The organism is Streptomyces sp. NPDC050422 (assembly GCF_044458665.1).
In the GTDB taxonomy this organism is placed as follows: domain Bacteria; phylum Actinomycetota; class Actinomycetes; order Streptomycetales; family Streptomycetaceae; genus Streptomyces.
The window spans coordinates 77,151-99,244 of record NZ_JBITIE010000001.1 but is presented as its reverse complement, the minus strand read 5'-3'; the positions used below and the strand labels follow the sequence as shown (position 1 = coordinate 99,244).

Below are 22,094 nucleotides of genomic sequence, written 5' to 3'. Positions count from 1 at the left end.
CGCCCGCGGCCCCACTCCCACCGACATCCGCCCCGTGGTGCCGCCGGGTATGGCGCTGTCCGGTGCGGCGGCCCGCCCGTAAGCTGTATCGGCCACGTTCACCCCTGACATCGCGTGTGATCACGCCGTAGCGGAGCCCCTCTTGCCCAGTCCCTACCGCGCGATCTTCGCCGCCCCCGGTGCCAAGGGGTTCTCCTCGGCCGGCTTCTTCGGCCGGATGCCGTTGTCCATGATGGGCATCGGCGTGGTGACCATGGTTTCCCAGCTCACCGGCCGGTACGGGCTGGCCGGCGCGCTCTCCGCGACGCTCGCGATGTCGGCCGCGGTGGTCGGGCCGCAGGTGTCCAGGCTGGTCGACCGGTACGGACAGCGCCGGGTGCTGCGTCCGGTGACACTCGTCGCGCTGGCGGCCGTGGCCGGGCTGCTGGTCTGCGCGCAGCAGCGGCTGCCGGACTGGACCCTGTTCGTCTTCGCGGCGGGTGCGGGGTGTGTGCCCAGCGTCGGGTCGATGGTCCGGGCGCGCTGGGCGGAGATCTACCGCGGCTCGGCGCGGCAGTTGCACACCGCGTACGCGTGGGAGTCGATCGTCGACGAGGTCTGCTTCATTTTCGGCCCGATCATCTCCATCGGCCTTTCCACCGCCTGGTTCCCGGAGGCCGGTCCGCTGCTCGCCGCCGGGTTCCTGCTGGTCGGAGTGTTCTGGCTGACCGCCCAGCGGGCCACCGAACCGGTGCCGCATCCGCATGCCCGGCACACCACCGGCTCCGCGCTGGGCTCGCGCGGGCTGCAGGTGCTCGTGGTCACCTTCGTGGCGACCGGGGCGATCTTCGGGGCGGTCGACGTGGTGACCGTGGCCTTCGCCGAGGAGCAGGGCCACAAGGCCGCGGCGAGCCTGGTGCTGGCGGTCTACGCGATGGGGTCCTGTCTGGCCGGGGCCCTGTTCGGCCTGCTGCATCTCAAGGGCCGGCCGTCCACCCGGTGGCTGGTGGGAGTGTGTGCGATGGCCGTGAGTATGATCCCCCTCCAACTGGCCGGGAACCTGCCGTTCCTGGCCGTGGCGCTCTTTGTCGCGGGTCTCTCCGTCGCACCGACGATGGTCACGACCATGGCCCTCGTCGAACAGCACGTACCGCGCACCAGACTGACCGAGGGCATGACCTGGACCAGCACCGGGCTCGCCGTAGGCGTGGCGCTCGGCTCCTCGGCCGCCGGCTGGGTGGTCGACGCGTCCGGGGCGAAGGCGGGGTACGCGGTGCCCGCCGTGGCGGGAGCGCTCGCGGCCGCGGTGGCGATCCTGGGGTACCGCCGGCTCACAGGGCCGGTTCCTACGGAAGGGCGCGGGGAAGATGACCGACACCTACGCACGGACGACGACGAGCGCGTGGCGTAACTGGGCGGGGAACGTCACCGCCCGCCCGGTACGGGCCGTGTCCCCCGCCTCCGTGGACGAACTCGCCGAGGCGCTCCGAAGGGCGTCCGAGGACGGTCTTAAGGTGAAGCCGGTCGGCACCGGCCATTCGTTCACCGCGACCGCCGCCACCGACGGGCTGCTGATCCGCCCCGATCTGCTCACCGGGATCCGTGACCTCGACCGCGCGGCGATGACGGTGACCGTCGAGGCCGGCACCCCGCTGAAGCGGCTCAACACCGCGCTGGCCCGCGAGGGGCTCTCGCTCACCAACATGGGCGACATCATGGAGCAGACGGTCGCCGGGGCCACCTCGACCGGCACCCACGGCACCGGCCGCGACTCGGCGTCCATATCCGCGCAGATCCGCGCCCTGGAACTGGTCACCGCCGACGGCACGGTGCTGACCTGTTCGGAGACCGAGAACCCCGAGATCTTCGCCGTCGCCCGGATCGGGCTCGGCGCGCTGGGCGTCATCACGGCCCTCACCTTCGCCGTGGAGCCGGTCTTCCTGCTGACGGCCCGTGAGGAGCCGATGACCTTCGACACGGTCACGGCGGACTTCGATCAGCTGGTGACCGAGAACGAACACTTCGAGTTCTACTGGTTCCCGCACACGGGAAACTGCAACACCAAGCGCAACAACCGGAGCGCGGGCCCCGCGGCCCCGCCCGGGAAGGTGAGCGGCTGGATCGAGGACGAGCTCCTCTCCAACGGCGTCTTCCAGGTCGCCTGCTCCCTCGGCCGGGCGGTTCCCGCCACGATCCCCTCGATCGCCAAGCTCTCCAGCCGGGCCCTGTCGGCACGTACGTACACCGACATCCCGTACAAGGTCTTCACCAGCCCGCGCAGGGTGCGGTTCGTGGAGATGGAGTACGCCCTGCCGCGCGAGGCCGCCGTCCAGGCGCTGCGCGAGGTCAAGGCGATGGTGGACCGCTCGCCGCTGCGGATCAGCTTCCCGGTAGAGGTGCGCACCGCCCCCGCGGACGACATCGCGCTCTCCACGGCCTCGGGCCGGGAGACCGCGTACATCGCCGTCCATCTGTACCGGGGCACGCCCTACCAGGCGTACTTCACGGCGGTCGAACGGATCATGACCGCGCACGGCGGACGCCCGCACTGGGGCAAGGTCAACACCCGTGACGCCGCGTACCTCGCCGGGGTGTATCCGCGTTTCGGCGAGTTCACCGCCGTACGGGACCGGCTCGACCCGGACCGGCTGTTCGCCAACGACTACCTGCGCCGGGTCCTGGGCGACTGACGCCGGACGCTGTCGGCCCCCGCCCGGTCGTGGGCGGAGGCCGACGGCGTCCGGCGAGAGGTGCCGCCCGGACCGCTCACTCCCCGGTGTCGGGGCCGGCCGGTGCGCCGCCCTCCTGTGCCGGGGCGCTGCCGGTGTCCGTCGGGGCGGGGGCGGCGCTGTTGCCGTCGCCCGTGGCCGCCGGAGTGGGCTCGGCCGAGGGAGCCGTGCCGTTCCCGGCGGACTCCGTCGGGGTGGGGGTGGGCGTCGGGTCGGCCGTGGAGGCGCCGCCCCGGTCCGGATCCGGGCTCGTGCTCTGCCCGTCCTGCGGGTCCGCGCCGGGCGCCGTGCCGTTGTCCCGGCCCGGCTCCGTGGCGTTCTCGTCCTGACCGGTGCCGCTGGACGGCGCCGGGTCGGAGGAACCACCCGAGCTCCGGTCGCCGCGCACGACGGAGCCGACGGTGGTCCCCTGACCGCCGCTCAGGTCGTTGCCGGAGACCAGTTCGAACGTGGTGATCCCGATCATCGACACGACGAACACCACGGCCGCCCCGAGGGCCGAGCGCCTCCAGCCGCGGACCCGGGTTCCGTGTGTGGTCGCCTCCGTGAACTCGTCGTCCTGCGGCGACGGCGCCGCGGGGACGGCCGCGACCGGGCGGGTTCCGGCGACGGACCGGATCAGCTGCGTACGGTCCGGGTCGGCGGTCACCTTGCGCAGCACGGTCGTGGCGTCCACCGGCCGCAGCACGGTCGTGGCGTCCACCGGCCGCAGGACGGTCGTGGCGTCCAGCGGTCGCAGCATCGCGGTGGCGTCGGCGGATCCGGCGGCCTCGCGCAGGGCCACCCGCGTCCCGGCGCTCTCCCACGCCGCGTCCGGGTCCCCGCCGTCACGCGTCTGACGCGTGTGGACCGTCACCTCACGGCCCGGGTGCTTCACCTGGACCGTCACCTCGCGGATCTGCTCCCCCGTGCGGCGGAAGAAGTGCTGGAAGACCGAGCCGCCGCAGGTGGCCACGATGCTCATCACTCCGGCGCCGAGAATCGTCCCGTACACGCCCAGTTGGGAGGCCGCCACCGCCGCCGCGACCGCCGCCACCGCACTGCCCGCCACCTGGGGCAGGCTCAGATCTATCCGCCTTTCTCTGGGTTCTCTGTCACTTTCCGGCTTCTGCACCATTTCCAGCCCTTGGTTGACATCTCTCCCACCATGCAACAACAAGGGACATTTGAGCGAAGCGGATAGTTCCGCTTGCGGTGATTCTGTGAAGCAGGACACGCATTGCGGTCATCCCGCCTCCAACCGGGTACCTCAACTCCCGTGCTTCACGAGAAGTTCGGCGGCGCGGCGGTCCACCCCCATGGCCCGAATGGAGTACTGTGGCGAGCCCTGGGGCCGGACTCCCGCACGGAAGTCCGGAACCTTCGGGAGGGGGCCGAAGGAGGCACTCGATCCGGCGGCGCCGCGGCATCGCACGGGGGCCAGCTACGCTGAGTGACCATCGGTTACTTTGCGTTGCACAAGAGGTCACCGTGTCATACCGGCGATCAAGGGCTCACGCCCGACACGCCGGGCAACACGGCAATGTTGTGGCAGGCTGCACCCGGGCAGGCCACACTCGACTAGCGGAAGCAGCGACGCACGTGACGTCGGCAGGCACCACCCGGGAGGTCCCCATGCCCGAACTGCGTGTCGTGGCCGTCTCCAACGACGGCACACGACTGGTGCTCAAGGCTGCGGACAGCACGGAGTACACGCTTCCGATCGACGAGCGGCTGCGAGCCGCCGTGCGCAACGACCGCGCGCGGCTCGGCCAGATCGAGATCGAGGTGGAGAGCCACCTCCGCCCCCGCGACATCCAGGCCCGGATACGAGCCGGTGCCTCCGCGGAGGAGGTCGCTCAGTTCGCCGGGATTCCGGTCGACCGTGTCCGCCGCTTTGAGGGCCCTGTGCTCGCGGAGCGCGCCTTCATGGCCGAGCGGGCCCGGAAGACTCCCGTGCGCCGTCCCGGCGAGAACACCGGCACCGGCCCACAACTCGGCGAGGCGGTGCAGGAGCGCCTCCTGCTGCGCGGCGCCGACAAGGAAACCGTCCAGTGGGACTCGTGGCGCCGCGACGACGGCACCTGGGAGGTCCTCCTGGTGTACCGGGTCGCCGGCGAGCCGCACTCGGCGAGCTGGACCTACGACCCGCCGCGCCGGCTGGTCCAGGCCGTCGACGACGAGGCACGCTCGCTGATCGGCGAGACCGACGACGTCGCCGCGCCCGAGCCCAGTTTCCCGTTCGTCCCCCGGATCGCACGGCTGCCGCGCGACCGGCCGCTGGACCGCGCCCTCGACCGGCAGATGGAGCGCCCCGCGCCGCCTCCGCCGCCGGAGCCGGAGGAGCGCATCGGCGGGGTCACCGCGAGCGAGCGGGATTCGCTCACCAGCCTGCTGGAAGCGGTACCGAGCTTCCGCGGCGACATGGTCGTACCGGAACGGCCCGCACCGCCCGAGCCCCCGGCGCTCGAACCCGCCGTCCACGAGCCGGAGGCGGAGGAGCCGCCCGCCCCCGCGGCCTCGGCGGGCGCGGGTTCCGCCTACGCGGACGTCCTGATGCCGCGCGCGGTAGCCGGTCACCGCGACCGGCTCACCGGGACGACGGACCGGCAGGCCGAGGCGGACGGAGTCCGGCCCGGCCGCCGCGCCGCGGTGCCGAGCTGGGACGAGATCGTCTTCGGCACCCGCCGCAAGAAGCAGGACTGAGAGAGTCCGGGTGACAGCAGCATGACGAGGGCCCGTACGCAGCCGCGTACGGGCCCTCGCGCGCTGTCCCGGCGGAAGCGACGGCCCCCGCGCCGGCCCGTCGGCCTCCTCCTGCGGATCGGGACCTGTGACGAGCCCCGCCGACTCGCTCGCGCGTTCGGATGCGGTGATGATGGGCTTCGTGCGCGCCATCCGCGCGCAGGGGCCGGCACACCCGTAACAACGCCGAGACGGACGTATCATCACAAACCGGACATCCTCTGTCGAGATCACGGAAAATGCGGCGCGGCCGGGACGCTTCACGCGCCTGGTGGTGCAAGCATCTGCACGGGGCGTACACATCCCGTACCGCACAACGGCGCGCCGGCCCCGTTCCCCCGTACGGCCACCACGATGGTCCGAGGAGAGTGTGACGATGACCGAGGCTGCCGCTCGGCGTACACCCGGAACACCTTGCTGGGTGAGCCTGATCGTGCATGGCCTGCACACCACCCAGAACTTCTACGCCGAACTGTTCGGCTGGGAATTCGGGCCCGGGCCCGAACAGCTCGGCCCCTACGTCCGGGCGCTGATCGACGGGAAGGAGGTCGCCGGCATCGGCCAACTGCCGCCCGACCGGCACCTCCCGATCGCCTGGACGACCTATCTGGCCACCGACGACGCCGACCTCACCGCGGAGACGATTCGCGCCTGCGGCGGCACGGTCGGTGTCGGACCGCTCGACGCAGGGGAGGCGGGCCGGATGGCCATCGCCTCCGATCCGGGCGGGGCCGTGTTCGGGATCTGGCAGGCGGCCGCGCACGTGGGCAGCGCGCTGGCGGGAGCTCCGGGAACCCCGGTGTGGAACGAGCTGGTGACCCGGGAGACATCAACGGTCGCCAAGTTCTACCAGGCGGTCTTCGGCTACGAGAGCGAAGCGGTCGTCTCGGCCGACTTCGACTACCAGACCCTCCACCTCGACGGCCGTCCGGTGGCCTCGCTGCACGGCGTCGGCCACGCTCTGCCACGCGACCGGGGCCCGCACTGGATGACGTACTTCGAGGTGGACGACACGGACGCGGCCGCGCAGCGCGTGGTGGAGCTCGGCGGGCACATCCTCCAGCCGCCCAGGGAAGGGTCCAGTGGCAGGGTGGCCACGGTCGCGGACCCGGAGGGCGCGGCGTTCACGATCGTGCGGTCGGCGGGGCGCTGAGCCGTACGTTCACCGGCCCGGGGTACGCACCCCGGGCGCCCTGGCGGTAACCAGCAGACCGGCGGGCCGGACAGGCCGCGCCGACCATGCGGTGGCGCCCCTCGGCGGCGTCCTCTCGCTTCGGCCGGCGGACTACGGCACGGTCAGAGTCGAGCTGCTACGGAAACCCTCGGTGCGGAACGCTCCTGTGGCATGAACGGGCGGTACTGCTGGCGGCCGAGATGCGTTCGAGGTTCGGTCTGCCTGGCATGCCGTTCGAGACCGCTGAGCTCTTCCGCGACAAACTGAAGACGAAGGAGGCCGTGCGTGCTGCCGACGCCGCGGCCGTTCCGGAATTCATCGCACTCGACACCCCGGAAGACCTGGCAGGGCTCGACTGGCGCCTCGGCCGCAAGGTCATCAAGAGCCGGCGCGGTCTGGCTGCCAAGGATCTCTACATGGTCGACACCCTGGAGGATGCCCGTCGCGTGGTCGCTCGCCTCGACCTCTCCGGCGGGCACTACGAGCTGGAGGACCTCGTAACCGGCCGGATCTACCACTGCGACTCAGTCGCGCAGGACGGGAAGATCAGGTTCACCAGCATCGGCAAGTACCTTGCCGACCCCGCCAGTTATGCGCCGGGCAGCATTTTCGGCACGGTCCTGGTAAGCGAGGGTGAGCTGTCGAAGCGGATCAACGAGTTGAACGAGTCAGTCCTCTCGGCGCTGGGCATCAGGGACGGGACCACGCACCTGGAACTGTTCCACACGCCCGAGGACCGGCTCGTCTTCTGCGAGGTCGCCGGGCGCCCCCCGGCGGCATCATCCCACCGGTGACCGAGTGGCAGTACGGCTTCAACATCACCGAAACACAGATCAGGATTGACGCCGGCCTCGACATCTCGTTGGGTTCCGCCCCGGCTGCCCAGGACGGCGGCACCTGCGGGTTCATCGCCTTCCATCCCGGCGGCGGTACACACCGCACCATCGATCCGCAGCGATTCACCGCACCGGGCATCGTGGAACACCTCACCCACGGCGGCGCCGGTAACGGCCACGGCGGTGTGCGCCACTCCACGGACTTCCTCGACTCCTACGTGGTCAGGGCCCCGGATGACGCCACCCTCCTGCGCCGGATCGCCGACATCGAGGATGAGTATCGCGGTTGAGCACGCTGCCCACAACGGGCCGCGAGGCTCCTCCGCCACCGACCCGTACAGTCCCATGATCAGAAGGACTTCCGGCAATGGAAGTTCACCGACACACCGCACCATCCTCGGAGTTGGGCCATGGCAGAGCAGGCACGCTCGCGCATTTCGGCGTACGGAATCGCCACGATGGAGAACCAACTGCTGCTGACCCGGCTCTCGGAGGCTTCACCCGTGTTCCTCCCCGGTCTGTGGCACCTCCCGGGCGGCGGGATCGACCCCGGCGAGCAGCCGCAGGAAACGCTGGTGCGCGAACTGTACGAGGAGACCGGACTCGAAGTCCTCGACTCCGACCTGGTCGATGCGCGCAGCTACACAGCCCATCGGCTCGGTGTGCACTGGCACCTCGTGGGGCTTTTCTATCGCATCGACCTCAAGCCCGGCACGGTGCAGGTCACCGAGAGCAACGGATCAACTGCCGAGGTCCGCTGGATGCCGCTGGCCGACCTCACGGACTCGGTACTGTCCCCCGCGGCCATCGACAGCCTTGACATGATCGGTCGATCGTAGGCGGGTCGGCTGCACGGCCGAGCCGGACGGGGATCCACTTCGTTGCCGGAGCGATGAGTTGGGGTCAGGTGGATGACACGGGGAGGACGTCCGGGGACAGCGCGCCCACGCGAGCGGACGCGGCAGTCATTCGGCGCCGGTGGTGGCGACGGCAGAGAACCTCGTAACCGACCTCGCCCACCGCACGGTTCACGTCACCGACCACGACCTGCGCCCCCTCGACGACCATCTCGCCCTCTATGGTCCGCGCGTTGTGCGTGGCACGGGCTCCACACCAGCAGAGAGCCTCGACCTGCAGCTGCTCGATCCGGTCCGCCAACTCGATCAGTCGCTGCGAACCAGGGAACAACCGGGTACGGAAGTCCGTCGTGATGCCGAAAGCGAAGACGTCCATCTCCAGGTCGTCCACGACGCGGGCCAACTGGTCGATCTGCTCCGGGGCGAGGAACTGCGCCTCGTCGACGATCACGTAGTCCACCCTGCCGCCCTGGGAGAGCTGGCCGACGAGGTACGCGTACAGGTCCATGCCCTCGGAGGCCTCGACCGCCTCCGTCACCAGGCCCAGCCGGGAGGACAGCTTCCCCTCCCCCGCCCGGTCGTCGCGGGTGAAGATCACGCCTTGGAGCCCACGCGCCGAACGGTTGTGTCCGATCTGGAGGGCCAGCGTGCTCTTTCCGCAGTCCATCGTTCCGGAGAAGAACACAAGCTCGGGCATGAGGGGTTGAGCACCTTTCGGAATGGGCCGGGAGGGGGCGGAACGGGGCGGCAGGGGCTAGGTACGCACTTCGAGGAGCGGGACCAGCTGCTCGACGGGGGTCATCGAGCCGTGCATGCCCACCATCGCGGACTCGTGCGGCTCGTTGACGGACGCGGTGATCACCACGTCGTCGTGGGCGGCCGCGACCACGTCGCCGATCCTGCCCCGCACCCGGTCGTCGACCCGCGGGCCGAACCAGCCCGCCTCGACGGCCTCGTCACGGCTCGCCACCCAGAACTGTTCGCCGAGCACCTCGCGCCAGACGGTCAGCACATCGGCCTCGGCGCCCGGGACGGCGTAGACATGGCGGGCGCGGCCCTCGCCGCCGAGCAGCGCGACGCCGGCGCGCAGCTCCCAGTCCTCGTCGAAGTCGATCCTGGACTGTTCGTCGAACGGGATGTCGATCATGCCGTGGTCGGCGGTGATGTACAGCGCCGAACGCGGCGGGAGCTGCTCGGCCAGGCGCCGGGCCAGTCCGTCGACGTACATCAGCTGACCGCGCCAGGCGTCGGAGTCGACGCCGAAGCGGTGCCCCTTGCCGTCGACCTCGCTGTAGTACGTGTAGACGAGGGACCGGTCACCGGCGGCCAGCCGCTGGGCGGCCACGTCCATGCGCTCCTCACCGGTGAGCCGGCCGAGGAACGAGCCGCCGCTGAGCGCGACCTTGGTCAGCGGGGTCTGCTCGAAGGTGGGGGCGGAGACCTGGGCGGTACGCACTCCGGCGGCGTCGGCCAGCTGGAAGACGGTCGGGTACGGCTGCCAGACCTTCGGCGGGGTCCACGGCTTCCAGCGGAGCTGGTTCATCAGCGCGCCGGTCTCCGGATTGCGGGCCGTGTAGCCGGGCAGGCCGTGCTCGCCCGGCGGGAGCCCGGTGCCGACCGACGCCAGCGAGGTCGCGGTGGTGGCCGGGAAACCCGCGGTGACCGGGCGGCCCGTGCCACCGCGTGAGGTGGGCAGGAGGGAGTACAGGAAGGGCGCCTCGTCCGGGTGTGCCTTGATCTGCTCCCAGCCGAGGCCGTCGATCAGGAAGACGCAGTTGCGGTCGGCGGGGGTCAGCTCGGGGATCGCCGCGGTGAAACCGGGGACGCCCTGTCCCGCGACGAGGGTGGGGAGCAGATCGGCCAGCGAGCCGCTGCCGTACTCCGGCACGGGGGCGGAATCGACGGGCAGGAGTACGGGGTCCTGCCAGGCCGGGTGGGCCATCAGCGGCCGGCCGCCGCGGTCGCGGCCGTGGCCTCGGACAGTGCCTGGGCGAACGCGAGGGTCTGGCGCACGGTGTCGGGGCCGTCACCGGCCTCGCTGACCCGCAGGCTCAGGTCGTCGGCGGTGGAGCTGCCGGTGTAGCCGTGGTCGGCCTCGCAGTTGGGGTCGCCGCAGGCGGCGGGCTCCAGGTCGATCCGGGAGACCGCGCCCCAGCCGATGGTCAGGACGACCTCGCGGGGCAGCGTGCCCGGGACGTACTTCTCCGGGTTGGCCACGACCCGGCTGACCACGACCGAGGAGATCCGGTCGAGTTTGACCGACTCGGTGGAGGTGGTCGCGTACGGCGTCGGGGAGCTGGTGTCGGCGTTCTGCTCGTCGGTGTGGCTGACGACGAAGCGGGTGTCCGTGAGCACCAGCACCGTGACGTGCCTGCGCACCTCGTTGGAGTCGAAGGTCGTCTCCTGGTGCACCAGGTACGAAGCGACCGGCTCACCGCCCACGGCGGCCTCCACCGCCTCGGCCACGAGGGCCGGGTAGTAGCCACTGCGCTCGATCGCCGCGCGCAGCCCCTGGGTCGTCGTACCGGTCTTAGCCATACGCACCATCCTACGGGGGGCTGATGGCTGCCGGGGACGTCCTGCCGCCCCCGGCAGGACGGGGACGGCAGGCGGCGCAGGTCAGTAGTTCGACAACCGGCGGGGGCCGAGGTCGGTCCGGGCCGGGGGCGGCGAGAGCCGGACGCTCGCTCCGAGGACGGTCAGGCCGTGGGTGGCGACCACGACCGGTTCCAGGGCGATGGAGACCACCTCGGGGTGGTCGTCGACCAGCCGCGAGACCCGCAGCAGCAGTTCCTCCAGCGCGGCGGTGTCCACGGGCGCCGAGCCGCGCCAGCCGAAGAGGACCGGAGCCGCCCGGATGGACCGGATCAGTTCGGCCGCGTCGCGGTCGGTGGCGGGGACCAGGCGATGCGCGGTGTCGCCGAGGAGTTCCGAGGGTGCGCCCGCCAGGCCGAAGGAGAGGACGGCGCCGGCCGCCGGGTCGATGGTGGCCCGCACGACGGTGTCGACGCCGCGTGGGGCCATCGACTGCACGACGGGCCGGAGCTCGGCGGGCTTGCCGAGCAGCTCGGTCAGTTCGCCGTACGCCCGGCGCAGCGCGGCCTCGCCGTCGAGGTCCAGGCGGACTCCGCCGAGGTCGGCCCGGTGACGCAGATGGGGTGCGGTCGTCTTCAGCGCCACCGGGTAGCCGAGCCGCGCCGCCGCGGCCACGGCTTCCTCCGGGCCGGGGGCCGGGAGGGTGGGCCGGACCGTGATGCCGTAGCAGGCCAGGAGTTCACGGGCCTCGTCGTGCTCCAGGGGCCTGCCGCGCGGATCGGGGTCCCGGCCGAGCAGGGTGTCGATGAGGGCGGCCGCGGCCGGTTCGTCGATGGTGTCGTCGAGGAACTCGGGCACCTTTCCGGGTACGGCGGCCTGGCGTCGCCACTGGGCGTACCGCACGGCTTCGGCGAGCGCCCGGACCGCACGTTCGGCGGCGGGATAGGCGGGGATCCGTCCGACGGTACGGGGGGCGTCGGGGGCGGGGTCGTCAGCGGCCTTGTCGCCGTCAGCGGCCTTGTCGGGGGCGGGGGCCGCCGGGGCGGTGGCCGGACGGCCCGCGGGGCGCCCCGGTACCCCGATGGCGGGCGACGCCGTTGCCGGACGCTGCTGCGCCACCGTGCTGGTCGCGGCGGCCAGCGCCTCCGCGAGGCCGCCGATCTCCACATGGACCACGGCCACCGGCTTGGCCGGACCGGTCGCGGCCGCCGCGTGCAGGGCCGTGGCCAGGACCTCTCCGTCGCCCGTCTCCGCCTCGCCGTTCTCGCCCACCCACGGGATCGCGGTCACGACGACCGCGTCGCAACCGTCATCGGCCAGCGCCTCGGCCAGCGCGTCCCGGAAGTCCTGCGGGGTGGCGGCCGTGGTGAGGTCGACGGGCGGGCGCGGGCGCAGCCTCTCCGCCAGGCAGGCGTCGTACGTGAGCAGCCCGAGGGACTCCGAGTTGCCGAGGATCGCGACCCGCCCACCGGCCGGGAGCGGCTGGTCGGCGAGGAGCAGGCCCGCGTCGACCATCTCGGTCACCGTGTCGACGCGGATCACGCCCGCCTGCCGCATCAGCGCGGAGACCGTCGCGTCCGGGATCCGGCTCACGGGGACCGCGTGGCCGGGCGGCGTGGAGCCGCTGTGCCGGGCGCCCTTCACCACGACGACCGGCTTCACGGCGGCGGTCCGCCGGGCGAGGCGGGTGAACTTGCGGGGGTTGCCGAGCGACTCCAGGTACAGCAGGGCGACGTCGGTGTCCGGGTCCTCGTACCAGTACTGGAGGAAGTCGTTGCCGGAGATGTCGGCTCGGTTGCCGGCCGAGATGAAGGTGGAGAGGCCCGCGCCACGCCGGTAGAGCCCGGAGAGCAGGGCGATGCCGATCGCGCCGGACTGGGTGAACAGGCCGATGCGCCCGGAGGCGGGCCGCTCGGGCGCGAGGGAGGCGTTGAGCCGGACCGCCTCGGAGTTGTTGATGATGCCGAAGGCGTTCGGGCCGATGATCCGCATGCCGTACGAGCGGGCCTGGCGCACCAGTTCGCGCTGGCGTTCGCGGCCCTCGGCCCCCCACTCGGCGTAGCCGGCGGACAGGACGACGAGCCCCTGGACACCGTGTTCCCCGCAGTCCGCGACGGCCTCGGGCACCCGGTCGGCCGGTACGGCGACGACGGCGAGGTCGACCGGTTCACCGATCTCGCCGAGGGAGCGGTGGGCGGGCACGCCGTCGATCGTGGCCTGATCGGCGGCGAACGCGCTGTTCACGGCGTAGGTGCGGCCGGTGAAGCCGGCGCCCAGGAGGTTGCGCAGGACCGTACGGCCGACACCGCCGGGGGTGCGGCCGGCGCCGATGACGGCGACGGAGCCCGGGGCGAGCAGCCGCTGCACGGACCGGGCCTCGGCGCGCTGTTCGCGGGCGCGCTGGACGGCGAGGGACTCGGCGGTCGGTTCGAGGTCCAGGGTGAGGTGGACCGAGCCGTCCTCGAAGCTGCGCTGCTGGGTGTACCCGGCGTCCCGGAACACCTTGATCATCTTGTTGTTGGCGGGCAGCACCTCGGCGGCGAACCGCCGGATGCCGCGTTCGCGGGCGACGGCCGCGATGTGTTCGAGCAGGGTCGAGGCGACGCCGCGGCCCTGATGCGCGTCCTGGACGAGGAAGGCGACCTCCGCCTCGTCGGCCGGCGCGGACGCGGGCCTGCCCTGGGCGTTGATCCGGTCGAAGCGGACGGTGGCGATGAACTCGCCGCCCACCGTGACGGCCAGTCCCACCCGGTCGACGTAGTCGTGATGGGTGAAGCGGTGGACGTCCTTGGCGGAGAGCCGGGGGTAGGGAGCGAAGAAGCGGTAGTACTTCGACTCGTCGGAGACCTGCTCGTAGAAGCTGACCAGCCGGTCGGCATCGTCCGTGGTGATGGGCCTGATGCGCGCGGTGCCACCGTCGCGGAGCACCACGTCCGCCTCCCAGTGATCGGGGTAGGCGTGATGCGGACTCTGCTCCGGAGAGGGCTGCATGGGCAAAGCGTACGGCTCCGGCAGCGGTCGCGTGGGGGCCGGGGCCGGGGCAGTCTGAGGGTGGCCGGGCGACGGTGCGGCGCGGGTGGAAAGGCGGTCCGCGGGTCGGCCGGAGCACCGCGCACTGCATGAGAGACTGGTCTAGACAACCATTGATTCGTGAAGGGCAGAACCATGGCTGAGCGCCGCGTCAACGTCGGTTGGGCCGAGGGCCTGCACGCCCGCCCCGCTTCCATCTTCGTCCGTGCCGCCACGGCTTCCGGCATCCCCGTGACCATCGCCAAGGCCGACGGCAACCCGGTGAACGCGGCCTCCATGCTCGCGGTGCTCGGTCTCGGCGCGCAGGGCGGCGAGGAGATCGTGCTCGCCTCCGAGGCGGACAACGCCGAAGCCGCTCTGGACCGTCTGTCCAAGCTGGTCGCCGAGGGGCTCGACGAGCTTCCGGAGACCGTCTGATCCCGACAGGTCACGACCGCGGGAATTCCTGCGAAAGAGCCGCGGCACCCTTGACCGGGAGCCGCGGCTCTTTTGTGTTCCGTAAAGCGACAGGGGTCGCCGAACGGCTCCGCAGAGATGAATTCGGGCAGCAGGAAGAAGACCCGGCTGAATTCCTCTTCTTTGTATACGGCGCAATTGTTAATGCCGGCCGCTCGGGGTGTTTACGGCATGTTGCGAAGTTCTCACCCGACCGGGGTGGCGCAGCCGGTACGCGGCGGTGGCCCGCTCCGCGTGCTGGGCGGTCAGGGACCTCGCCCTCTCCGCGTCACCGCGCGCCACGGCATCCACGATGGCCCCGTGCTCGGCCCAGGAGTCGGCCGGACGGACCGGATGCTCGATCGCGTACATCCAGGCGGTCTTGTGCCGCAGCTGGGTGAGCAGCGCGATCAGGCCGGGACTGCCGGATGCCTGTGCGAGCGTCTCGTGGAACCATGCGCCCAGGGAGCGCAGGTCCTCGCCCTCGCCCCGGCGGGCGCGCTCCTGGCCGAGCCTGACCAGGCCGCGCAGCACCTTGAGGTGTGCGTCCGTACGGCGATGGGCCGCCCGGGCCGCGCCCAGCGGCTCCAGCAGCGTCCGGACCTCCAGGAGGTCGGCGGCCTCCTGCTCGGTGGGCTCGGCGACGCAGGCTCCGGCGTGCCTGCGGGTGACCACGAACCCCTCGGACTCCAGGGTGCGCAGCGCTTCCCGTACCGGGACACGGGAGACCCCGTAACGACGTGCGAGCACCTCCTCGGTGAGTCGGCTGCCGCGTTCGAAGACACCCGAGACGATGTCTTCACGGATTGCCGTGCATACCGAATGCGCCGGAATGCGCATGTCCGAACCTCCGCCTTAATCCCCGTGAAACACGGCCGATCGACGCCTGTCCTGCGACTCTATTGCAATGCGGTCGCATTTCCGACGGCGGGTGGAAATTCATGAATATCTTTTGGCCCGGGGCCCTTCGGGCACGACGGGTGCGGAGCCTCGCGGACCGGTGCGGATCGGACACGGCGAAGGCCCCGGCATGATGCCAGGGCCTTCGCCGAACGGGCTTCGGATCGGTCAGACCGAGACGCCGTGGGCGCGCAGATAGGCGACCGGGTCCATGTCGGAGCCGTACGAGGGCGTGGTGCGGGCCTCGAAGTGGAGGTGCGGGCCGGTCGTGTTGCCGGTGGAGCCGGAGAGGCCGATCTGCTCGCCTACGGCGACGCTCTGGCCGACGGACACGCCGATCGAGGAGAGGTGGCCGTACTGGGTATACGTGCCGTCCGTCATCCGCAGCACGATGTTGTTGCCGTACGCGCCGCCCCAGCCGGCCTCGACGACCGTACCGGCGCCGACGGCGACGACGGAGCTGCCGGACGCCGCGTGGAAGTCGATGCCGGAGTGGCTGCCGGAGGACCAGAGCGAGCCACTGGACTCGTAGCCGGTGCTCACGTACGAACCGGCGACGGGGAGCTGGAAGGAGCCGAGCCGGGCGCGCTCGGCGGAACGGGCCGCGCGGGCGGCGCTCTCGCGGGCCTCCTCGGCGCGGGCGGCGGCCTTCGCCTTCGCTGCGGCCTCGGCCTTCGCGGCCGCCATCTTCCTCGCCTCGGCCTTCTTCTCGGCCTCGGCCTCGTCCTTGGCCTTCTTCTCGGCGACGTCGGCCTGGTGCTGCTGCGCGGCCGCCTGTGCGTCGATCCGGTCGGCGAGGACGTTCTGGATGGCGATGACCTGGGTGAGGCCGGTCTCGCCGGCGGCGGGGGTCTCGGTGTCCGCGGCGAGGGCCGGGGATGCCAGTCCGCCGATGACGCCGGTGGTGGCCAGGGTCGCGACGCCGACGGCCTTCGCGCCGCTGCGCGTCAGACGGCCCGGGGCACGGTGCTTCCCGGTGGCACGGGTGAACGCCATGAAGTGGCTGGTTCCTTTCCTTCCTTCTCGCCTACCGGGTTAGCTGACGGGTTCGGAGCAGGAAGGTCTCCTACGGATCCCTGCGCCTCGTACGAGGCACCGGCATCCGATTCACCCCAGGGACTGCGTGGGTCCCCGGCTCCCCGGGCTCACGCCTGACGGGGACTCGGCGATGACTGCCCGGTACGTCGCGGATGCGGCATACGAGTGACGGACAGCCGGGCCGACGCTAAGCCGGGGCACTTCCCCCCACCAAACGGACAGGCCGTTTTGTCGCGCATCCCACAGGGCAGACAGGCAACCTCTCCCACAAAGCAGGCAAAACGGAAGGTCCTGGTGGATGCCACTCCGCCAGGACCTTCCGTCCACGCTTCCGCGCACTCTTCCGCTTGCCCCGGTATCGGGCGAAGTGGCCGCTCGGCTCAGCCGGTGACGACCGACACCTCACCGATGCCGAGCGCCCGGACCGGGTCGGCGATCTGCGCGGCGTCCCCGACCAGCACCGTGACCAGCCGGTCCGCCGGGAAGGCGTTGACCACGGCCGCCGTCGCCTCCACCGTGCCGGTGTCGGCGAGGCGCGCGTAGAGGTGCGCCTGGTAGTCGTCCGGGAGATGCTGTTCGACCTGGTCGGCGAGGGTTCCCGCGACGGAGGCCGCCGTCTCGAACTTCAGCGGGGCGACACCCACGAGGTTCTGCACGGCCGTCTCGCGCTCGGCGTCCGTCAGCCCTTCGGCCGCCAGGGTCCGCAGGACCTTCCACAGGTCCTCCAGCGCCGGGCCGGTGGACTCCGTGTCCACGGAACCGCTGATGGCGATCATCGCGGCGCCCGTCGCCCCGGAGGCGGAGTCCGGGGCCGAGGAGCGCAGCACCTGGGCGAAGGCCCGCACGCCGTAGGTGTAGCCCTTCTCCTCGCGCAGCACCCGGTCGAGCCGGGAGGTGAGCGTGCCACCCAGGCAGTAGGTGCCCAGCACCTGGGCCGGCCAGACGCTGTCGTGCCGGTCGGCGCCGATGCGGCCGATCAGCAGCTGCGTCTGCACCGCGCCGGGACGGTCGACGATCACCACACGGCCGGTGTCGTCGGCGGTGATCGGCGGAACGGGGCGGGACTCGGCGGTGTTGCCCGACCAGTCACCGACGGTGTCGGCGAGCAGGGCATCCAGATCGATGCCCGTGAGGTCACCGACGACCACGGCGGTCGCGGTGGACGGGCGCACGTGGGCGTCGTAGAACTCACGCACGGCCGCGGAGTCGATCCGGGCCACGGTCTTCTCGGTGCCCTTGCGCGGCCGCGACATACGGGCCGTGGCCGGGAAGAGCTCCTTGGAGAGCTGCTTGGCGGCACGCCGGGCCGGGTTGGCCTGCTCGTGCGGGATCTCGTCCAGGCGGTTGCCCACCAGCCGCTCGATCTCGCTGTCGGCGAAGGCCGGTGCCCGCAGCGCCTCGGCGACCAGGCCGAGGGCCTTGGCCAGCCGGGAGGCCGGAACCTCCAGGGAGACCCGGACGCCGGGGTGATCGGCGTCGGCGTCCAGGGTGGCGCCGCAGCGCTCGAGCTCGGCGGCGAACTCCTCGGCGCTGTGCTTGTCGGTGCCCTCGGACAGGGCGCGCGACATGATCGTGGCGACCCCGTCCAGGCCCTCGGGCTCGGCGTCCAGCGGTGCGTCGAGGAAGATCTCGACCGCGACGACCTGCTGGCCGGGGCGGTGGCAGCGCAGCACCGTGAGGCCGTTGGGCAGAGAGCCGCGCTCGGGCGCGGGGAAGGCCCAGGGCCTGGCCACGCCGGGGGCGGGCTGGGGGTGGTACTCCATCGAAACTCCAGTCGCGGCAGCGTCGGTCACTTGTCCGCTCCTTCGTGCGCGTCGGTGTCGGTGGCGGCTTCGTCCGCCTCTTCGGCGGCGGGTTCGACCGGCTCGTAGACCAGCACCGCCCGGTTGTCGGGCCGCAGCTGGGCCCTGGCGGCCGCCTTGACCTCCTCCGCGGTCACGTCGAGCACGCGGTGCACGGCGGTCAGGGCGAGCTGCGGGTCACCGAACAGCACGGCGAACCGGCACAGTTCGTCGGCGCGGCCCGAGACGGTACCGAGACGGTCCAGCCACTCGCGCTCCAACTGGGCCTGAGCGCGCTCCATTTCCTCGGGCGTGGGGCCCTCCTCGGCGAACCGGGACAGCTCCTCGTCGACCGCGGTCTCGATCTGCGCCACCTCGACGCCACCGGACGTCTTGACGTCCAGCCAGCCTAGCGAGGGCGCCCCCGCGAGCCGCAGCAGCCCGAATCCGGCCGCGACGGCCGTCCGGTCGCGGCGGACCAGGCGGTTGTGCAGCCGGGACGACTCGCCACCGCCCAGGACGGTCAGCGCGAGGTCCGCGGCGTCGCACTCGCGGGTGCCGTCGTGCGGCAGCCGGTAGGCGGCCATCAGCGCACGCGCCGGGACCTCCTCGCGGACCTCCTCGCGCAGCTGGCCGCCGATGATCTCGGGCAGCGCGCCGTCCCGCGGCGGCTGCTTGCCGTCGTGCGAGGGGATGGTGCCGAAGTACTTCTCGATCCAGGCGAGCGTCTGCTCGGGGTCGATGTCACCGACGACGGAGAGCACCGCGTTGTTGGGCGCGTAGTACGTACGGAAGAAGGTCCGCGCGTCCTCGAGTGTCGCGGCGTCCAGGTCGGCCATGGAGCCGATCGGGGTGTGGTGGTACGGATGGCCCTCCGGGTACGCGAGCGCCGTCAGCCGCTCGAACGCGGTGCCGTACGGGACGTTGTCGTAGCGCTGGCGGCGCTCGTTCTTGACGACGTCGCGCTGGTTCTCCATGGACTCCTCGTCGAGCGCGGCGAGCAGTGAGCCCATCCGGTCGGCCTCGAGCCACAGGGCCAGCTCCAGCTGGTGCGTCGGCATCGTCTCGAAGTAGTTGGTCCGCTCGAAGCTGGTGGTCCCGTTGAGGGAGCCGCCTGCGCCCTGCACCAGCTCGAAGTGTCCGTTCCCCTTGACCTGGCCGGAGCCCTGGAACATCAGGTGCTCGAAGAGGTGAGCCAGACCGGTGCGTCCCTTGACCTCGTGGCGCGAACCGACGTCGTACCAGAGGCACACCGCGGCGACCGGGGTCAGATGGTCCTCGGAGAGCACCACGCGCAGGCCGTTGGCCAGACGGTGCTCGGTCGCTGTCAAGCCGCCGGAGCCGGCCTGGGCTGTGGCCGTGTGACCCATGGGCATGTACGTCCCTTCGATCGCGATACTGGTTTTACTGCGAGACCTGCCACTGTAAGCAAGCGCACCGGCACCTGGCGAAGTTCCCGTGCCGCGTAAGTTAGCGGGAAAGAGGGTTCCGACCGCCTCGGGACGGGTGGAGAACGCCCTTTGGGACGGGTCGAGGTCCGCGTTGTCAGTGGGGCGGTCCACAATGGTGCGCGTCAGAACCTGAGGTTGCCCGAACAGAATCCGTGAAGGAGTCGCAGCAGCGATGGCCCGCCGCAGCACGAAGACCCCGCCGCCGGTCGACTTCGAGGAGAAGATCCTCGACATCGACGTCGTCGACGAAATGCAGGGCTCCTTCCTCGAGTACGCGTACTCGGTGATCTACTCACGGGCCCTGCCGGACGCCCGTGACGGCATGAAGCCGGTGCACCGCCGCATCGTGTACCAGATGAACGAGATGGGCCTGCGCCCGGACCGCGGCTTCGTGAAGTGCGCCCGCGTGGTCGGCGAGGTCATGGGTAAGTTGCACCCGCACGGCGACGCGTCGATCTACGACGCGCTGGTGCGGATGGCGCAGCCGTTCTCCATGCGGCTACCCCTCGTCGACGGGCACGGGAACTTCGGCTCGCTCGGCAACGACGACCCGCCGGCCGCCATGCGGTACACCGAGTGCCGGATGGCCGACGCGACGTCGCTGATGACGGAGTCGATCGACGAGGAAACCGTCGCCTTCCAGTCGAACTACGACGGCCAGGAGCAGGAGCCGGTCGTTCTGCCGGCTGCCTACCCGAACCTCCTGGTCAACGGCGCGACCGGGATCGCCGTCGGCATGGCGACCAACATGCCGCCGCACAACCTGGGCGAGGTCATCGCCGCCGCCCGGCATCTGATCAAGCATCCGGGCGCGGACCTGGAGACCCTGATGCGGTTCGTCCCCGGTCCCGACCTGCCGACCGGCGGGCGGATCGTGGGCCTCGGCGGCATCAAGGACGCCTACGCGGCCGGCCGCGGCTCGTTCAAGATCCGCTCCACGGTCACCGTGGAGAACGTCACTCCGCGCCGCAAGGGCCTGGTCGTCACCGAACTGCCCTTCACCGTCGGCCCGGAGAAGGTGATTGCCAAGATCAAGGACCTGGTCTCGGCGAAGAAGCTCCAGGGCATCGCCGACGTCAAGGACCTCACCGACCGTTCGCACGGACTGCGTCTGGTCATCGAGATCAAGAACGGGTTCGTCCCCGAGGCCGTGCTGGAGCAGCTCTACAAGCTGACGCCGATGGAGGAGTCCTTCGGCATCAACAACGTGGCACTGGTCGACGGACAGCCGCTCACGCTGGGTCTCAAGGAGCTCCTCGAGGTCTACCTCGACCACCGCTTCGACGTGGTGCGCCGGCGCAGCGAGTTCCGGCGGACCAAGCGCCGCAACCGGCTGCACCTGGTCGAGGGCCTCCTGATCGCCCTGATCGACATCGACGAGGTCATCCGCCTCATCCGCTCCAGCGACAACTCGGCCCAGGCCAAGGAGCGGCTCATCGAGCACTTCTCGCTGAGCGAGATCCAGACCCAGTACATCCTGGACACGCCGCTGCGCCGGCTGACCCGGTTCGACCGGATCGAGCTGGAGAGCGAGCGCGACCGGCTCGACGCCGAGATCGCCGAGCTGACCGCGATCCTCGAGTCGGACACCGAGCTGCGCAAGCTCGTCTCCACGGAACTGGCCGTGGTCGCGAAGAAGTTCGGCACCGACCGGCGCACGGTCCTGCTGGAGTCGGCCGGTTCGCAGGTCGCCTCGGTGCCGCTGGAGGTCGCGGACGACCCGTGCCGGGTGCTGCTGTCCTCGACCGGTCTGCTGGCACGTACGGCCAACGACGACCCGATCGTCTTCGCCGAGGACGCCAAGCGCGCCAAGCACGACGTGATCGTGTCGGCGGTGCCGGCCACGGCGCGCGGTGATGTTGGCGTGGTGACGTCGACCGGGCGGCTGTTGCGGCTCGCGGTGATCGATCTGCCCCAGTTGCCGGACACCCATGCGGCGCCCAACCTGTCGGGCGGGGCCATGGTCGGGGAGTTCCTCACGCTGGAGGCGGACGAGGAGGTCGTCTGCCTCACCACGCTCGACGAGTCCTCGCCCGGGCTGGCGATCGGCACCCTGCAGGGCGTCGTGAAGCGCGTGGTGCCCGACTATCCCGCGAACAAGGACGAACTGGAGGTCATCAGCCTCAAGGACGGTGACCGGATCGTCGGCGCGGCGGAGCTGCGGACGGGCGAGGAGGACCTGGTCTTCATCACCTCGGACGCGCAGTTGCTGCGGTATCCGGCGGCGCAGGTGCGTCCGCAGGGGCGTCCGGCCGGCGGTATGGCGGGCGTCAAGCTCACGGAGGGCACGGAGGTGCTCTCGTTCGCCGCGGTGGATCCGGCGGTGGACGCCATGGTGTTCACGGTCGCGGGTTCGCACGGCACGCTGGACGATTCGGTGCTGACGTGCAAGCTCACGCCGTTCGACCAGTACCCGCGCAAGGGCCGGGCCACCGGCGGGGTGCGCTGCCAGCGGTTCCTGAAGGGCGAGGACGTGCTGGTGTTCGCCTGGGCGGGTGCGACGCCGGCCAGGGCCGCGCAGAAGAACGGCACGCCGGCCTCGCTGCCCGAGCCCGATCCGCGGCGCGACGGTTCGGGGACGCCGCTGGAGAGCCCGGTCGCGGTGATCGCCGGCCCCGTGTAGGC

General features: G+C 71.3%; 18 protein-coding genes and 1 riboswitch. Of the genes, 9 read left to right on the top strand and 9 right to left on the bottom strand.

Features of this window, described 5'->3' with window-relative positions; translation table 11 throughout:
* Positions 1 to 142: 142 nt before the first annotated feature.
* Both ACIBJG_RS00415 and ACIBJG_RS00410 read left to right on the top strand, forming a co-directional pair.
* Positions 143 to 1,390, top strand: a complete 1,248-nt coding sequence (locus ACIBJG_RS00415; RefSeq protein WP_399302363.1) for an MFS transporter — start codon at positions 143 to 145, stop codon at positions 1,388 to 1,390.
* Positions 1,347 to 2,669 carry a D-arabinono-1,4-lactone oxidase gene (locus ACIBJG_RS00410; protein WP_399302361.1) on the top strand — a complete coding sequence of 441 codons (1,323 nt, stop codon included), beginning with the start codon at positions 1,347 to 1,349 and terminating at the stop codon, positions 2,667 to 2,669. The genes ACIBJG_RS00415 and ACIBJG_RS00410 overlap by 44 nt, the downstream gene beginning before the upstream one ends.
* A 76-nt stretch (positions 2,670 to 2,745) precedes the next feature.
* Here the strand turns inward: ACIBJG_RS00410 and ACIBJG_RS00405 are convergent, their stop codons facing one another.
* On the bottom strand, positions 2,746 to 3,825 hold the full coding sequence (locus tag ACIBJG_RS00405; RefSeq protein ID WP_399302359.1) for a hypothetical protein: 1,080 nt from the start codon (positions 3,823 to 3,825) through the stop codon (positions 2,746 to 2,748).
* Between the two features lie 497 nt (positions 3,826 to 4,322).
* On the opposite strand from ACIBJG_RS00405, the gene sepH reads away from it, so the two are divergent.
* From sepH to ACIBJG_RS00380, 5 genes are all read left to right on the top strand, one after another.
* Complete coding sequence (gene sepH / locus ACIBJG_RS00400) at positions 4,323 to 5,393, top strand: septation protein SepH (RefSeq protein ID WP_399302357.1); 1,071 nt, start codon at positions 4,323 to 4,325, stop codon at positions 5,391 to 5,393.
* A 415-nt stretch (positions 5,394 to 5,808) separates the two neighbouring features.
* Positions 5,809 to 6,585 carry a VOC family protein gene (locus ACIBJG_RS00395; RefSeq protein WP_399302355.1) on the top strand — a complete coding sequence of 259 codons (777 nt, stop codon included), beginning with the start codon at positions 5,809 to 5,811 and terminating at the stop codon, positions 6,583 to 6,585.
* A gap of 248 nt (positions 6,586 to 6,833) precedes the next feature.
* The gene (locus tag ACIBJG_RS00390; RefSeq protein WP_399302353.1) at positions 6,834 to 7,400 is read left to right on the top strand and encodes an acetyl-CoA carboxylase biotin carboxylase subunit family protein; all 567 of its coding nucleotides are present in this window, start codon (positions 6,834 to 6,836) and stop codon (positions 7,398 to 7,400) included.
* Complete coding sequence (locus ACIBJG_RS00385; RefSeq protein ID WP_399302351.1) at positions 7,397 to 7,732, top strand: hypothetical protein; 336 nt, start codon at positions 7,397 to 7,399, stop codon at positions 7,730 to 7,732. Before ACIBJG_RS00390 ends, ACIBJG_RS00385 begins: the two co-directional genes overlap by 4 nt.
* Before the next feature lie 120 nt (positions 7,733 to 7,852).
* Positions 7,853 to 8,281 (top strand): NUDIX domain-containing protein, encoded by a 429-nt coding sequence (locus ACIBJG_RS00380; RefSeq protein WP_399302349.1) that lies wholly within the window; start codon positions 7,853 to 7,855, stop codon positions 8,279 to 8,281.
* A 64-nt stretch (positions 8,282 to 8,345) separates the two neighbouring features.
* Here the strand turns inward: ACIBJG_RS00380 and ACIBJG_RS00375 are convergent, their stop codons facing one another.
* The 4 genes from ACIBJG_RS00375 to ACIBJG_RS00360 all read right to left on the bottom strand — a co-directional run bounded on the left by ACIBJG_RS00375 (position 8,346) and on the right by ACIBJG_RS00360 (position 13,825).
* Positions 8,346 to 8,996 (bottom strand): thymidine kinase, encoded by a 651-nt coding sequence (locus ACIBJG_RS00375; RefSeq protein ID WP_399302347.1) that lies wholly within the window; start codon positions 8,994 to 8,996, stop codon positions 8,346 to 8,348.
* Positions 8,997 to 9,053: 57 nt separating this feature from the next.
* On the bottom strand, positions 9,054 to 10,241 hold the full coding sequence (locus tag ACIBJG_RS00370; protein WP_399302345.1) for an alkaline phosphatase family protein: 1,188 nt from the start codon (positions 10,239 to 10,241) through the stop codon (positions 9,054 to 9,056).
* Positions 10,241 to 10,837 (bottom strand): DUF5998 family protein, encoded by a 597-nt coding sequence (locus ACIBJG_RS00365; RefSeq protein WP_399302343.1) that lies wholly within the window; start codon positions 10,835 to 10,837, stop codon positions 10,241 to 10,243. The genes ACIBJG_RS00370 and ACIBJG_RS00365 overlap by 1 nt, the downstream gene beginning before the upstream one ends.
* 81 nt (positions 10,838 to 10,918) lie before the next feature.
* Positions 10,919 to 13,825, bottom strand: a complete 2,907-nt coding sequence (locus ACIBJG_RS00360; RefSeq protein ID WP_399302341.1) for a GNAT family N-acetyltransferase — start codon at positions 13,823 to 13,825, stop codon at positions 10,919 to 10,921.
* 174 nt (positions 13,826 to 13,999) lie between these two features.
* Here ACIBJG_RS00360 and ACIBJG_RS00355 point away from each other — a divergent pair, with 174 nt between their 5' ends.
* On the top strand, positions 14,000 to 14,281 hold the full coding sequence (locus tag ACIBJG_RS00355; protein WP_123462851.1) for an HPr family phosphocarrier protein: 282 nt from the start codon (positions 14,000 to 14,002) through the stop codon (positions 14,279 to 14,281).
* 180 nt (positions 14,282 to 14,461) lie between these two features.
* Here ACIBJG_RS00355 and ACIBJG_RS00350 read toward each other — a convergent pair whose 3' ends face one another.
* The 4 genes from ACIBJG_RS00350 to ACIBJG_RS00335 form a co-directional block, all read right to left on the bottom strand.
* The gene (locus ACIBJG_RS00350) at positions 14,462 to 15,139 is read right to left on the bottom strand and encodes a GntR family transcriptional regulator (protein ID WP_399302339.1); all 678 of its coding nucleotides are present in this window, start codon (positions 15,137 to 15,139) and stop codon (positions 14,462 to 14,464) included.
* A gap of 228 nt (positions 15,140 to 15,367) precedes the next feature.
* Positions 15,368 to 16,195 (bottom strand): M23 family metallopeptidase, encoded by an 828-nt coding sequence (locus ACIBJG_RS00345; RefSeq protein WP_399302337.1) that lies wholly within the window; start codon positions 16,193 to 16,195, stop codon positions 15,368 to 15,370.
* A 13-nt stretch (positions 16,196 to 16,208) separates the two neighbouring features.
* Positions 16,209 to 16,377, bottom strand: a riboswitch (cyclic di-AMP (ydaO/yuaA leader).
* A 240-nt stretch (positions 16,378 to 16,617) separates the two neighbouring features.
* On the bottom strand, positions 16,618 to 18,000 hold the full coding sequence (locus ACIBJG_RS00340) for a M16 family metallopeptidase (RefSeq protein ID WP_399303254.1): 1,383 nt from the start codon (positions 17,998 to 18,000) through the stop codon (positions 16,618 to 16,620).
* 26 nt (positions 18,001 to 18,026) lie between these two features.
* Complete coding sequence (locus ACIBJG_RS00335; protein ID WP_399302335.1) at positions 18,027 to 19,394, bottom strand: M16 family metallopeptidase; 1,368 nt, start codon at positions 19,392 to 19,394, stop codon at positions 18,027 to 18,029.
* Positions 19,395 to 19,641: 247 nt separating this feature from the next.
* Between ACIBJG_RS00335 and ACIBJG_RS00330 the strand changes: the two genes are divergently transcribed.
* The gene (locus tag ACIBJG_RS00330; protein ID WP_399302333.1) at positions 19,642 to 22,092 is read left to right on the top strand and encodes a DNA topoisomerase (ATP-hydrolyzing) subunit A; all 2,451 of its coding nucleotides are present in this window, start codon (positions 19,642 to 19,644) and stop codon (positions 22,090 to 22,092) included.
* The last annotated feature ends 2 nt before the right edge of the window (positions 22,093 to 22,094 follow it).